This window comes from Streptomyces sp. NPDC058000, from assembly GCF_042886435.1.
Taxonomy (GTDB): domain Bacteria; phylum Actinomycetota; class Actinomycetes; order Streptomycetales; family Streptomycetaceae; genus Streptomyces.
Genome location: NZ_JBHVQS010000072.1, coordinates 23,271 through 37,746 on the forward strand (window position 1 = coordinate 23,271; position 14,476 = coordinate 37,746).

A 14,476-nucleotide genomic window follows, 5' to 3' on the forward strand; every position below is an offset into this window, starting at 1 on the left:
CCGCCCGTCCCGGGACCCCGGGGGCGGGCGGCGGTAGGCGCCCGGACGGCGGTCCTCAGCCCGCCTGCGGGTCCCCCGGCGTGTAGCTCAGCCGCTCGACCGAGCCCTCGTCGCCGACCTTCTTGACCTCCTTGCCGTTGACGTACAGCTGTACGGCACCGGCGTTCCCGACGACGAGGTCGATCCGCTTCTTGTCGGTGAACGTCTTCGACTCCCCCTGCTTGAGCAGCCCGTCCTGCAGGAGGTTGCCGTTGGCGTCCTTGGCGGAGATCCAGCTCTGCCCGTCCTTGGCGGTCACCTTGATCGTGACCTTGTCCTTGGGCAGTCCGGCGATGGCGCTGTCGGAGGGAGCCGGGCGGGCCGGCTGGGGGGCCTGGGGGTGGATGGTGCTGGGGGCCGGGCCCGGCTTGTCGGCCTTGGCGGTGTCGGAGGCGATCGGACCGGCCTGGTGCTTGCTGCCACTGCTGAAGAACGTGAAGCCGGCGAAGCCGATCACGGCGACGATCGCCGCGACCATCGCGGCGGTCCAGTTGGGGCGGCGCGGTTCCGACCGGATCCGCTCCGCCTCGAAGAGCGGGGCGGCGACGGTCGGGGTGGGCCGGCCGCCGTGGTCGGCGTCGTAGCGTTCGATCAGGGATTGGGGGTCGAGGGAGACGGCACGGGCGAGCGCTCTGATGTGTCCGCGCGCGTAGACGTCGCCGCCGCAGCGCGAGAAGTCGTCCTGCTCGATCTCGTGCACGAGGGGGATCCGCACCCGCGTCGCCGTACTGACCTCTTCGACGGTCAGTCCCGCACCGATACGGGCCTGCTGGAGGGCTCGGCCGACCGATGGCCGGTCCGGACCGGCGGAAGGCCGGTCCTCTTCGGGGGAGTTGGGGGAGTTGCCGATGGACACGGGGGCGCCTTTCGAGCGTGTAGCCACCTGCTGGAAGTTCAGTCTAGGGGTGTTGCGAAAGGGTCGGGCAAGCGGGAGAGCCGGGTTTGTACGCCATCGGAACGCCCCGCGGCGCTGCCTCGGGGCCGGAGGCCGGAGCAGCCTCCCCCGCCTCCCTCAACTTGACGTACCGCCAAGGGAAACGGTTGCCTCCGCGCGCGGACGAGCGGGTCCGCACGTGCGTGCTAGTGGGTAGCCTCCCCCCGGATGACCGCCAGCACTCCGTCCAATTCATCCGGCTTCACCAACACGTCACGCGCCTTGGAGCCCTCGCTCGGCCCGACGACGTTCCGCGACTCCATCAGGTCCATCAGCCGCCCGGCCTTGGCGAACCCCACCCGCAGCTTGCGCTGGAGCATCGACGTCGACCCGAACTGGGTGGACACCACCAGCTCCGCCGCCTGGCACAGCAGGTCGAGGTCGTCGCCGATGTCCTCGTCGATCTCCTTCTTCTTGGCGGTGCCGACGGTGACGTCGTCCCGGAAGACGGGCGCCATCTGGTCCTTGCAGTGCTGGACGACGACGGCCACCTCCTCCTCGGTGACGAACGCGCCCTGCATCCGGACCGGCTTGTTGGCCCCCATCGGCAGGAACAGCCCGTCGCCCTTGCCGATCAGCTTCTCGGCACCCGGCTGGTCGAGGATGACCCGGCTGTCGGCCAGCGAGGAGGTGGCGAACGCCAGCCGGGACGGCACGTTGGCCTTGATCAGACCGGTGACGACGTCGACCGACGGCCGCTGGGTCGCCAGCACCAGGTGGATGCCGGCCGCGCGGGCCAGCTGCGTGATGCGGACGATGGAGTCCTCGACGTCCCGCGGCGCGACCATCATCAGGTCCGCCAGCTCGTCCACGATCACCAGCAGGTACGGGTAGGGCGTCAGCTCGCGCTCGCTGCCCTCGGGCGTCTTGAGCTTGCCGGAGCGGATGGCCGCGTTGAAGTCGTCGATGTGCCGGTAGCCGAAGGCCGCGAGGTCGTCGTAGCGCAGGTCCATCTCGCGCACCACCCACTGGAGCGCCTCGGCGGCCCGCTTGGGGTTGGTGATGATCGGCGTGATCAGGTGCGGGATGCCCTCGTAGGCCGTCAGCTCCACCCGCTTGGGGTCGACGAGCACCATGCGGACGTCCTCGGGACTGGCCCGCACCATGATCGAGGTGATCAGGCAGTTGATGCAGGACGACTTGCCGGAGCCGGTCGCGCCGGCGACCAGCACGTGCGGCATCTTCGCCATGTTCGCCATCACGTAGCCGCCCTCGACGTCCTTGCCGAGCGCGACCAGCATCGGGTGGTCGTCCCCGGCGGCGTCCGCCAGGCGCAGTACGTCGCCGACGTTGACCATCTCGCGGTCCGTGTTCGGGATCTCGATGCCGACCGCGGACTTGCCGGGGATCGGCGAGATGATCCGCACGTCCGGGGAGGCCACCGCGTACGCGATGTTCTTGGCCAGCGCCGTGATCTTCTCGACCTTCACCGCGGGGCCGAGCTCGACCTCGTAGCGGGTGACCGTCGGGCCGCGGGTGAAGCCGGTGACGGCGGCGTCGACCTTGAACTCGGTGAAGACGTTGGTCAGCGACTCCACTATGGCGTCGTTGGCGGCGCTGCGGGTCTTGCCGGGGCCGCCTCGGGTGAGCAGGTCGAGCGACGGCAGCGCGTAGGTGATGTCGCCGGAGAGCTGGAGCTGCTCGGCGCGCGGCGGCAGGTCGCCGGTCGGCTCCGGCGCGGCCTTGGTCAGGTCCGGCACCCCGCCCTTGGTCAGGTCCGGCACCGACGAGGAACGCTCGGCCTTGGGGGCCGGGGCGGCCGCGGGCGGCTCCGCGCCCCGGGCCGGCGGCACCGCACCGCTCTCCTCGGCGATGTCCGCGGTGCGCTCCCGACGCTCCCCGGAGATGCCGCCGCTGAGCTCGGCGACCAGCGGCGAGGGCTGGACGCCGTGCAGCACCGCGCCGTCCAGCGCCGCGGCGGCCGCGGCGGCGACGTCCACCGCGTCCATCGGCCGGTCGGCGGGCTGGGCCGAGGCCCGGCGCGGCCGCCGCCGCTTGGCGAGCGCGGCCTCCTCCAACGCCTCCGGTTCGGACTCCGCGGGAGGGGTCCGGTACGACTGGCGGGCCGGCTGTTCGCGCCACTCCTCGGCGTACTCCACCTCGTCGTCGTACGCCGCGTCGTCCGTGGTCTCCAGCAAGCCGAGCCGCGCGCCGAGCGCCCGGAGCCGCTGCGGGATGGCGTTCACCGGCGTCGCGGTCACCACCAGCAGCCCGAAGACGGTCAGCAGCACCAGCAGCGCCACCGCCAGGGTCTGCCCGACGGTGAAGATCAGGGGCTTGGACACCGCCCAGCCGACATAGCCGCCGGCGTCCTGTATGGCGGCGAGCCCGTCGCCCCGCCCCGGGGACCCACAGGCCATCGCCACCTGTCCGAGCACGCCGATCACCAGCGCCGAGAGCCCGATGATGATCCGGCCGTTGGCCTCCGGCCGCTCCGGGTGGCGGATGAGCCGGACCGCGATGCCGCCGAGCAGTATCGGGACGACCAGGTCGAGCCGCCCGAACGCACCGGTCACCAGCAGCTCGACGAGGTTGCCGACCGGGCCGGAGAGGTTGGACCAGGTGCCGGCCGCGACGACCAGCGCCAGGCCGAGCAGCAGCAGCCCCAGCCCGTCCTTGCGGTGCGCCGGATCGAGGTTCTTGGCGCCGCGGCCGAAGCCGCGGAACACCGCCCCGGTGGCGTGCGCGGCACCCAGCCAGCAGGCCCGCGCGAGACGGTAGACGCCGCCGGTCGGCGACGGCGCCGGCTTCGGCGCGGCCTTCTTGGCGGGCGCCCTCTTCGCCGGGGCCTTCTTGGCGACCGCGGCCTTCTTGGCCGGCGGCCGCTTCGCGGGCGCCTTCTTGGCGGCGGTCTTCTTCGCGGCGCCCCCGGACTGTCCGGCGCGCGGCTTCGAGGGGCCCGCCGTGCGCTGGGTTCCCTTGCCGGACGTACGTGAGGCCATGCCGACGAGATTACAGGCGCCGGCGTGCGCGGCACGAGCGCGCGGCGCTTCACCCATTCGTGTCGCGCGCCCGGTTCATGAAAGGCCGTCAGCCCGCCGCGGACGCTCCGTCAGCCGGCGGGCGCCCCGGCCCCGGGCTCCAGGGCGTCCAGCGCCCGCCGCAGGCCGGTCAGTTTGCGCTCCAGATGCGCGGCGGTGGCCACCGCCGCGGCGTCCGCCGACTCGTCGAGCTGTTTGGAGAGCGCCTCGGCCTGCTCCTCGACGGCGGCCAGCCGCGCGGAGAGTTCGGCGAGCAGCCCGGCGGACTCCTTGGTCTCGCCGACGCTCTGCCGGCCGCCGTCCAGTTGCAGCCTCAGCAGCGAGGCCTGCTCACGCAGTTGGCAGTTCTTCATGTACAGGTCGACGAAGACCGAGACCTTGGCGCGCAGCACCCACGGGTCGAACGGCTTGGAGATGTAGTCGACCGCGCCGGCCGCGTAACCGCGGAAGGTGTGGTGCGGGCCGTGGTTGATCGCGGTGAGGAAGATGATCGGGATGTCCCGGGTGCGCTCCCGCCGCTTGATGTGTGCGGCGGTTTCAAAACCGTCCATACCCGGCATCTGCACATCGAGCAGAATCACCGCGAAGTCGTCGGTGAGCAGTGCTTTGAGCGCTTCCTCCCCGGACGATGCCCGCACCAGTGTCTGATCGAGCGCGGAGAGGATCGCCTCCAGCGCCAGCAGATTCTCCGGCCGGTCATCGACCAGGAGGATCTTGGCCTTCTGCACCATGGCCCGTCCTCCTCGCCCCGGCATGGAACCGGACGCCGCCCCAGGGGACGACTCCGTCATGCCGCCCGTCCTTGTGCCGGTCATCGTAGCTGCACCCCGCCTGTCGCCACACCCTGTCACCGCGATGTCACTGTGCACGTAGCAGAAACGCAGCGAGAGACGAGAAAGTTCCCCGAATCCCGCGGTTCCACACGTCCACGGCCACACTGAGTCAGCACGCGATGATCCTGCCGGATCCCATATTGGACGCCCACTGGACGGCCCGTCACCTCTGGCGCATCCAGTGCTCCATGACCGACAGCAGATGATCGGTGTCCACCGGCTTGGTCACGTAGTCCGACGCCCCGGAGTCGATGCTCTTCTCCCGGTCGCCCTTCATGGCCTTCGCCGTCAGCGCGATGATCGGCAGTCCGGCGAACTGCGGCATCCGCCGGATCGCCGAGGTGGTCGCGTAACCGTCCATCTCCGGCATCATGATGTCCATCAGGACCAGCACGATGTCGTCGTGCTGCTCCAGCACCTCGATGCCCTCCCGGCCGTTCTCGGCGTACAGCACCGACAGCCCGTGCTGCTCCAGCACGCTGGTGAGCGCGAAGACGTTGCGGATGTCGTCGTCGACGATCAGCACCTTCTCGCCGTGGAACCCGCCCTCGAAGCCCGGATCGACCAGATCCTGCCCGTTGCCGAGCCAGGACTCCTCCGGCTGATGGGCGACCGGCTGCGCCGCCGCGGAGAGTTGCTGCGACCCGAGCGTCGGCTGGCCGGGCAGCGCGAACCGCTGTGCCCCGCCGGAAACCGCCCGCCGGCGGCGCCGGTTGAGACTGCCACCGGTCCCCGTCTCGCGCCGCGGCTCCACGCTCTCCTGGAGCCCGTCCTCGGTCTCCCGCGCCTCCGCGTCCATCGCCAGCCCGCCGGCTACCAGCTGCGGATAGCCCTGCGGCGGCAGCCCGCCCGGGTTGTGCGGCAGGTACAGGGTGAACGTCGAACCGCGGTTGGGCTCGCTCTGGGCGTGGATCTCGCCACCCAGCAGTCGCGCGATCTCCCGGCTGATGGACAGGCCCAGGCCGGTGCCGCCGTACTTGCGGCTGGTGGTGCCGTCCGCCTGCTTGAACGCCTCGAAGATGACCCGCATCTTGCTCGACGCGATACCGATCCCGGTGTCGGTCACCGAGAAGGCGATCATGTCGGCGTCCGGGTCGCGCAGCGAACCGTGCTCCAGCAACTGCTCGCGGATGGCCACCGGGACGTCCTCCCCGGCCGGCCGGATCACCAGCTCGACGGCGCCGCTGTCGGTGAACTTCACCGCGTTGGAGAGCAGGTTGCGCAGCACCTGGAGGAGCCGCTGCTCGTCGGTGTGCAGGGTTGCGGGCAACTCCGGAGAGACCCGTACCGAGAAGTCGAGTCCCTTCTCGGCGGTCAGCGGCCGGAAGGTGGCCTCGACGTAGTCGACGAGCTGGACCAGCGCGATCCGGGTCGGACTGACGTCCATCTTGCCGGCCTCCACCTTGGACAGGTCGAGGATGTCGTTGATCAGCTGGAGCAGGTCCGAGCCGGCGCCGTGGATGGTCTCGGAGAACTCCACCTGCTTCGGGGAGAGGTTCCCCTCGGCGTTGTCGGCGAGCAGCTTGGCGAGGATCAGCAGCGAGTTCAGCGGCGTCCGCAGCTCGTGCGACATGTTCGCCAGGAATTCCGACTTGTAGCGCATCGAGACCGCGAGCTGCTCGGCGCGCTCCTCCAGGACCTGCCGCGCCTCCTCGATCTCGGTGTTCTTCACCTCGATGTCGCGGTTCTGCGCCCGCAGCTGTTCGGCCTTCTCCTCCAGTTCGGAGTTGGACAGCTCCAGCGCCTTCTGCCGGCTCTCCAACTCCGCTGAGCGCTCCCGGAGTTGTTCGGTCAGCTCCTGCGACTGCCCCAGCAGCACCTCGGTCTTGGTGTTCACCGAGATGGTGTTGACGCTGGTCGCGATCATCTCGGCGATCTGGCTGAGGAAGTCCTTCTGGATCTGGGTGAACGGCTGGAAGGACGCCAGCTCGATCACGCCGAGCACCTTGTCCTCGAAGAGCACGGGCAGCACGATGACGTTGGCCGGCGGCGCCTCCCCCAGCCCCGAGGCGATCTTGAGGTATCCGGAGGGCACGTTCTCCACCAGGATCGTGCGGCCCTCCTCCGCCGCCGTCCCGATCAGCGTCTCCCCCGGCCGGAACGTCGTGGGCATCCCGCCCATGGAGTAGCCGTACGAGCCCATCAGCCGCAGTTCGTATCCGCCGCCGCCTTCGGCGCCGAGCTCCTGCACGTCGGGCCGCGCGGCGAGGAAGAACGCCCCGTGCTGTGCGGAGACCGCGGGCGAGAGCTCGCTCATGATGAGTGTGGCGACGTCCTTGAGGTCGCGGCGGCCCTGCATCAGACCGGAGATCCGGGCGAGGTTGCCCTTCAGCCAGTCCTGCTCCTCGTTGGCGAGGGTGGTCTCCCGGAGCGTGGAGATCATGGTGTTGATGTTGTCCTGGAGCTCCAGGATCTCGCCGGCCGCGTCCACGTCGATCCGGACGTTGTGGTCGCCGAGGGTCACCGCGGCGGCGACCGCGGCGATGGCACGCACCTGCCGGGTGAGGTTCCCGGCCATCTCGTTCACCGACTCCGTCAGGTCCTTCCAGGTGCCGGCCACGCCGCGCACCTGCGCCTGACCGCCCAGCTGGCCCTCCGTGCCCACCTCGCGGGCCACCCTGGTGACCTGCTCGGCGAACGAGGACAGCTGGTCGACCATCGTGTTGATGGTGGTCTTCAGCGCCAGGATCTCGCCCCGCGCGTCGATGTCGATCTTCTTGGTCAGATCACCCTTGGCGATGGCGGTGGTGACCATGGCGATGTTGCGGACCTGGCCGGTCAGGTTGTTGGCCATGGAGTTCACCGACTCGGTGAGGTCCTTCCACGTACCGGCGACGCCGGGTACGCGGGCCTGGCCGCCCAGGATCCCGTCGGTGCCCACCTCACGGGCCACCCGGGTCACCTCGTCGGCGAACGACGAGAGGGTGGTCACCATGGTGTTGACGGTGTCGGCCAGCTGCGCGACCTCGCCGCGTGCCTCGACCGTCACCTTCTTCGTCAGATCGCCGTTGGCGACCGCCGCCGAGACCTGCGAGATGTTCCGCACCTGGATGGTCAGGTTGTTGGCCATCAGGTTGACGTTGTCGCTGAGGTCCTTCCAGATGCCGGTGACGCCCGGAACCCTTGCCTGGCCGCCGAGTTGGCCCTCGGTACCGACCTCGCGGGCCACCCGCGTCACCTGCTCCGCGAACAGCGACAGCTGGTCGACCATGGTGTTCACGGTCGTGACGAGTTCGAGGATCTCGCCCTTGGCGTCGACCGTGATCTTCTTCGACAGGTCGCCGCGGGCCACCGCGGTGGTCACCTCGCCGATGTTGCGCACCTGCGAGGTCAGGTTGTTCGCCATGAAGTTGACGGACTGGGTGAGGTCCTTCCACGTACCGCTGACGCCCTGGACCTCGGCCTGGCCGCCCAGGATGCCCTCGGTGCCGACCTCACGGGCGACCCGGGTGACCTCCTCGGCGAACGAGGAGAGCTGGTCCACCATCGTGTTGAGGGTGTTCTTCAGCTCCAGGATCTCGCCGCGGGCGTCCACGTCGATCTTCTGCGACAGGTCACCGCGCGCCACCGCGGTCGCGACCTGCGCGATGTTGCGGACCTGGGCGGTGAGGTTGCCGGCCATGCCGTTCACCGAGTCGGTCAGGTCGCGCCAGACGCCGGCGACGCCCGGCACCTGCGCCTGCCCCCCGAGCCGGCCTTCCGTACCGACCTCCCGGGCGACCCGGGTCACCTGCTCGGCGAAGGCGGAGAGCTGGTCCACCATCGTGTTGATGGTGCTCTTGAGCTCCAGGATCTCGCCGCGCGCATCGACGTCGATCTTCTGCGACAGGTCGCCGCGCGCCACCGCCGTCGTCACTTGGGCGATCTGCCGCACCTGCGAGGTGAGGTTCCCCGCCATGAAGTTGACGGAGTCGGTCAGTTCCTTCCAGGTGCCGCTGACGCCGTCCACCCGCGCCTGACCGCCCAGTCGGCCCTCCGTGCCCACGTCCCGGGCCATGCGGGTGACCTGGTCCGCGAACGACGACAACTGGTCCACCATGGTGTTCACGGTGTTCTTCAGCTGGAGCATTTCGCCGGAGACGTCGACGGTGACCTTCTGCGACAGATCGCCGTTGGCCACCGCCGTCGTCACCTGCGCGATGTTGCGCACCTGCCCGGTGAGGTTGCGGAACGCGGTGTTGACGGAGTCGGTGAGGTCCTTCCAGGTGCCCGCGGCGCCCGGTACGGCGGCCTGGCCGCCCAGTTCGCCCTCGACGCCGATCTCCCGGGCCACCCGCGTCACTTCGGCGCCGAACGAGGAGAGCTGGTCCACCATCGTGTTGACGGTGTTCTTCAACTCCAGCATCTCGCCGGCCACATCGACGGTGACCTTCTGCGACAGGTCACCGTTGGCCACCGCCGTCGTCACCTGCGCGATGTCCCGGACCTGCCCGGTGAGGTTGCGGAAGGCGTTGTTCACCGAGTCGGTGAGGTCCTTCCACGTACCGGCGGCACCCGGCACCTGCGCCTGACCGCCGAGCTGCCCCTCGGCCCCGACCTCGTTCGCGACCCGCGTCACCTCGTCGGCGAAGGTGCGCAGCGTCTCGGTCATGGTGTTGATGGTCTCGGCCAGCTGCGCCACCTCGCCGCGGGCGCTGACCGTGACCTTCTGCGAGAGGTCGCCGCTGGCGACCGCGGTGGTGACCTGGGCGATCCCCCGCACCTGCGCGGTGAGGTTGCCCGCCATGAGGTTGACCGAATCGGTCAGGTCCTTCCACACCCCGGCCACGCCGGGCACCTGGGCCTGACCGCCCAGCTCGCCCTCCGTACCGACCTCACGGGCGACCCGGGTCACCTCGGAGGCGAACGAGGACAGCTGGTCCACCATCGTGTTGACGGTGTTCTTCAGCTCCAACATCTCGCCGGCGACGTGGACGGTCACCTTCCGCGAGAGGTCGCCCTTGGCGACGGCCGTGGTGACGAGCGCGATGTCCCGCACCTGCGCGGTCAGCCGGGACGCCATCGTGTTGACGGAATCCGTGAGGTCCTTCCACGAACCCGACATACCGCGCACCCGCGCCTGGCCGCCGAGCTTGCCCTCCGTACCGACCTCGCTGGCCACCCTGGTGACCTCGTCGGTGAAGGCGGAGAGCTGGTCCACCAGACCGTTGACGGTCCGCCCGACCTTCAGGAATTCACCGCGCAGGGGATGCTCCGAAGAGCTGTCCGAACTCCGCGACCGCAGATCCATCCGCTGTTCCAGGTCGCCCTCGGAGACCGCGGACAGCACCCGTCCGACCTCGGAGACCGGCCGTACCAGGTCGTCCACCAGGGCGTTGGACGCCTCGATGGCCGCGGCCCAGGAGCCCTCGGCGGCGCCGGCCTCCAACCGCTCCGTGAGTTTTCCCTCACGTCCGACGACCCGGCGCACCCGGGCCAGCTCACCGGTCAGGTGCAGATTCCGGTCGGCGACCTCGTTGAAGACCGCCGCGATCTCCGACATGACGCCTTCGCCGGAAACCGTCAATCGCTTCCGGAAGTTCCCATCCCGCATGGCAACGAGCGCGGCGAGCAGCCGATTCAGTGCAGCTGTATCGACCTCAGTCGTCCCATTACTCCGGGATCGTCCGCCTTTTGTGCGCGTGCTTACGCCCCGCGCCGCTACGCCAGACTCCACCGTGTCCCTCCCGCAGGGTCGACCGTTCTCTCCGGGCTCTCTCTTCATGCTTGCCCAGTGTTTCACCATGCCTCAACCAGGCCATAACAGTTCGGCAGCATCGCACACCGTCCCGATGCACGATTGGGGCGAAAGACACGTGACCGGCATCCCCGGGCCCGGCGAAGGTAAGTAACCTGGCATACGGCTGTCCACCCGCCCCAGCATTTCCCCGGGCGGTGGTGCGAGCACGACAGGTATTCGGAGGGGCACCGCGACCATGGGGGAGCAGATCACCGACACACGCATGAGGAGACCAGTGATCACCGCGCGGGCCGCCGCCACCTTCGAGCCGGTCGGGCGCTCGGTCGCCACTGCCCGTGCCTTCGTCCGCGACACCCTCCAGGGATGGGGCTACGCCGACATCGTCGACGACGCCGTGGTCCTCACCAGCGAACTGGTCACCAATGCCGTGGTGCACGCCGGCACCGCCGCCGACGTGCTGTGCCTGCGCACCGACGGCGGCGTCCGCATCTCCGTCGCCGACCGCTACCCCGAACGTGAGATTCCACTCCAGAGCACCGGCCAGGCCATGGTCCACCCCGACCGCGAGGGCGGCCGCGGTCTGCTGCTCTGCGGCGCCCTGGCCGCCCGCTGGGGCGTGGAATACACCACCGCCCAGAAACACGTCTGGTTCCACCTCGACCTCCCCGAACGCCCGGCCGGCACCCGCTCCGCCGGCCCCGCCCTCCCCGTCGACGCCCTCCCGGTCACCGACAGCCGGGTCCGGGTCGCGGTGATCCAGATCGAGCGCGGCGGCTGCGTCACGTTCTGGAACGAGGACGCCCAGGACCTCTTCGGCTACGACCCCGAACAGGTCATCGGCAAACCCCTCACCGACTTCGCCGCCTGGCCACACACCCCCGGCACCGGCACCGGCATCGCCGAGGCCCTCCAGCTCTCCCGCTGGGAGGGCTCCTACGGCATAAGGGGCGCCGACGGCCGGGTCGTCCCCGTCTACGCCTCCCACCTGCGGGTCCGCGACGCCGACGGCGAGGCGTCCACCGTCTGCCTCCTGGTCCGCGACCACGAGCGCGCCGTCCTCCAGAGCCCCCAGCGTCCCCCCGCCGCCGACGCCGCCACCTCGTCCGAGGGCCGCCCCGTCGACCCCTTCGAGGTCTTCATCGGCTCCCCCGCCCCCGACGACCTCGACGGCCTGCTCCAGCGCACCGTCGAACGCGCCCGCGACATGCTCGACGGCGACGCCGCCTACCTCCTCCTGGCCACCGACGACGAGACCGAGTTGGAGGTCCGCGCCTCGACGGGCCTGCCCTCGGCCCGCCAGCGGTTCGCCCGCGTCCCCGTCGAGGCCGGCTCCGGACGCTACGGCTCCGCCCGGATGCCCGCCGTCCACGAGGACCTCACCGCCGTCCCCGGAGCCGTCCCGCTCCTCGCCGGCACCGGTATGCGCTCGGTCGTCACCGTCCCGCTCAAGGTCGAGGGCCGCCTCACCGGCTCACTGGGCGTCGCCGCCGAGGGCCCGGCCCGCTACACCAACGAAGAGGCCCTGCGCCTCCAGTTCGCCGCCGACCGCATCGCCCTCGCCGTCGAACGCGCCCGCCTCACCGAGTTGGAGAAGCTCCGCCGCGGCTCCCTCTCGTTCCTCGTCGAGGCGTCCGACCTACTGGCCGGCACCCTCGACCGCGACCAGACACTCGCCCTCATGGCGCAGATGACGGTCCCCACCCTCGCCACCTGGTGCGCCGTCTACACGGTCGCCGACCAGACCTCGGAACCAGAACTCTCCTACGTCCTCCATGAGGACGAGGACCGCATCGACGGCCTCAAGACCCTGCTGATGAAGGTCGATCCGCCCGAGCCCGTCCCCACCCCCGGCGCCCGCGTCTGGACCGCCCCCGCCGACGCCGCCCACGACGCGGCACTGCGCACCTCCCTGCGCAGCCTCGGCCTGGAGGAATCCGCCCGTCCCTCCACCGGGCCCGGCGCCACCCTGGCCACCGCGTCCGCGGTCGGCGGCGAGACCGTCGTACTCCCCCTCGTCGCCCGCAACCGCGTCATCGGCATGCTCACCCTCGGCAAACCCACCGAGGAACACTTCCGCCAAGAGATCCTCGAACTCGCCGAGGACCTCTCCCGCCGCGCCGCCCTGGCCCTGGACAACGCCCGCCTCTACAGCGAGCGCACCGCCATCAGCCAGTCGCTCCAGCGCAGCCTGCTGCCCCCGGAGCTCCCCGACATCCCCGGCGTCGAGGTCGAGGTCATCTACCGCGCGGCCGGCGAGGGCAACGAGGTCGGCGGCGACTTCTACGACCTCTTCCCCATCCGCGACGGCGCCTACGGCTTCGCCATCGGCGACGTCTGCGGCACCGGCCCGGAAGCCGCCGCCGTCACCGGCCTGGCCCGCCACGCCCTCCGCCTCCTCGCCCGCGAGGGCTTCGGCGGCCCCGCCGTCCTGGAACGGCTCAACGCCGCCATCCTCGACGAGGGCGCCCGCAGCCGCTTCCTGACGCTCCTTTACGGCGAACTGTGGCCGCAGCCCGACGGCAGCGCCCTGCTGAAGGTGGTCTGCGCCGGCCATCCGCTACCGCTGCGCCTCCGCCAGGACGGCACGGTCGCCCCAGCCGCCGAGCCACAGCCCCTGCTCGGCGTCATGGACGACCTCGAACTCTACGAACAGACCGTCACCCTCGACCCGGGCGACGTCCTGCTGTGCGTCACCGACGGCGTCACCGAACGCCGCGAGGGCACCCGCATGCTCGGCGACGACGGCCTCACCGACGTCCTGACGACGTGTACGGGCCTCACCGCCGGTGCCGTCGCCGCCCGCGTCCTGCGCGCCGTGGAACGCTTCGCCGCCGAACCAGCCTCCGACGACATGGCCATCCTCGCCCTGCGCGTCCCCGAAGTCCCCGCCGCCTAGCCCCCATCGGGCCGGACGGCGGGGACCACCCCCTCCTCCGTCAACCCCATACGAAAAAGTCCCCCGCCGAACGGCGGGGGACTTTCCCTTATTTGAGCCCCAATACGGAATCGAACCGTAGACCTTCTCCTTACCATGGAGACGCTCTGCCGACTGAGCTATTGGGGCCGGCAACGAGATAAATACTACCCCACGGCCAGGGCAATTCCGAACCGGCCCCGCACCTGCCTAGAAAGCCGGCTGCAGCAATCCCCCGAGCGCATTGCAGGCCCCCGCCATCCGCTGCACCTCACGCCGCGTCATTCCCGCGTCCAACGGCAGCGCCAATGTCTCGTCAACCGCCCGCTCGGTCTCCGGAAGAAAGACGTCCCGTCGCAGCCCCGGCATCCGGTACACCGGCGTCTGCACCGGCACCCTGCAGCCAACTCCCTTGGCCTGCAACGCCCGCGCGAAAGCATCCCGGTCCGGCCGCCCATTCCCCGGCACCCGCACCACGTACCGCTCATAGCGGTGCCCGGACGCCGGCACCGGCGTCCGCACGCCACTCAGCCGACCATCCAGATACCTGGCGTGCTCCCGCCGCAGCTCCGCCCCGTCCGGCCGCGCCCCCAGCTCGTCGTCGACCAGCACCAACAACCCGTACCGCTGGCCGACTTCACGGATCCACACCACATCCGCCGGCCGCCCGAACCGGTGTACCGCCACCACCGCGGCGGTCCGACCGGTCACCGCGTCCGCCACCGCCGCCGGATCCAGGCAGTAACTGTCGGCATCCACATCGGCGAACACCGGCACCGCCCCCAACTCCACCACCGCCCGGGCGACTTCGGCGTTGCCGTAGGCCGGCACCACCACCTCGTCACCAGCGCGGACACCGGCCGACCTGAGCGTTCCCACTGTCCCCATGCCGCGGAGCATGTCCAGGTCAGTTGAACGTCACGTTACGACCACCACTGCACATCCCAAACAAAAAAGCTCCGGTCCCTGAACCAGAAGGTTCAGGGACCGGAGCTAAATAATTGTTCGGCGGCGTCCTACTCTCCCACAGGGTCCCCCCTGCAGTACCATCGGCGCTGAAAGGCTTAGCTTCCGGGTTCGAAATGTAACCGGGCG

General features: G+C 70.2%; 6 protein-coding genes, 1 tRNA gene and 1 rRNA gene. 1 reads left to right on the forward strand and 7 read right to left on the reverse strand.

Annotated features, from left to right (window positions below):
- Positions 1-55: 55 nt before the first annotated feature.
- The 4 genes from ACFVT2_RS38340 to ACFVT2_RS38355 all read right to left on the reverse strand — a co-directional run bounded on the left by ACFVT2_RS38340 (position 56) and on the right by ACFVT2_RS38355 (position 10,443).
- A complete protein-coding gene (locus ACFVT2_RS38340) occupies positions 56-895 on the reverse strand; it encodes a helix-turn-helix domain-containing protein (protein ID WP_390025828.1) in 840 nt (279 codons plus the stop codon).
- 224 nt (positions 896-1,119) lie between these two features.
- Positions 1,120-3,915, reverse strand: coding sequence for a DNA translocase FtsK (locus tag ACFVT2_RS38345; protein WP_390025830.1), 2,796 nt, complete (start codon positions 3,913-3,915; stop codon positions 1,120-1,122).
- Positions 3,916-4,025: 110 nt separating this feature from the next.
- Positions 4,026-4,685 (reverse strand): two-component system response regulator, encoded by a 660-nt coding sequence (locus ACFVT2_RS38350; RefSeq protein WP_390025832.1) that lies wholly within the window; start codon positions 4,683-4,685, stop codon positions 4,026-4,028.
- 265 nt (positions 4,686-4,950) lie between these two features.
- The gene (locus tag ACFVT2_RS38355) at positions 4,951-10,443 is read right to left on the reverse strand and encodes a HAMP domain-containing protein (protein WP_390025834.1); all 5,493 of its coding nucleotides are present in this window, start codon (positions 10,441-10,443) and stop codon (positions 4,951-4,953) included.
- 298 nt (positions 10,444-10,741) lie between these two features.
- Here ACFVT2_RS38355 and ACFVT2_RS38360 point away from each other — a divergent pair, with 298 nt between their 5' ends.
- Positions 10,742-13,363, forward strand: a complete 2,622-nt coding sequence (locus ACFVT2_RS38360; protein ID WP_390025842.1) for a SpoIIE family protein phosphatase — start codon at positions 10,742-10,744, stop codon at positions 13,361-13,363.
- Positions 13,364-13,458: 95 nt separating this feature from the next.
- Here ACFVT2_RS38360 and ACFVT2_RS38365 read toward each other — a convergent pair.
- The 3 genes from ACFVT2_RS38365 to rrf all read right to left on the reverse strand — a co-directional run.
- Positions 13,459-13,531 (reverse strand) — tRNA-Thr (locus tag ACFVT2_RS38365).
- Between the two features lie 60 nt (positions 13,532-13,591).
- Positions 13,592-14,269: a DegT/DnrJ/EryC1/StrS family aminotransferase gene (locus tag ACFVT2_RS38370; RefSeq protein ID WP_390025836.1), complete on the reverse strand. Its 678-nt coding sequence runs from the start codon at positions 14,267-14,269 to the stop codon at positions 13,592-13,594.
- A gap of 115 nt (positions 14,270-14,384) precedes the next feature.
- Positions 14,385-14,476, reverse strand: a 5S ribosomal RNA gene (gene rrf, locus ACFVT2_RS38375); the annotation flags it as partial.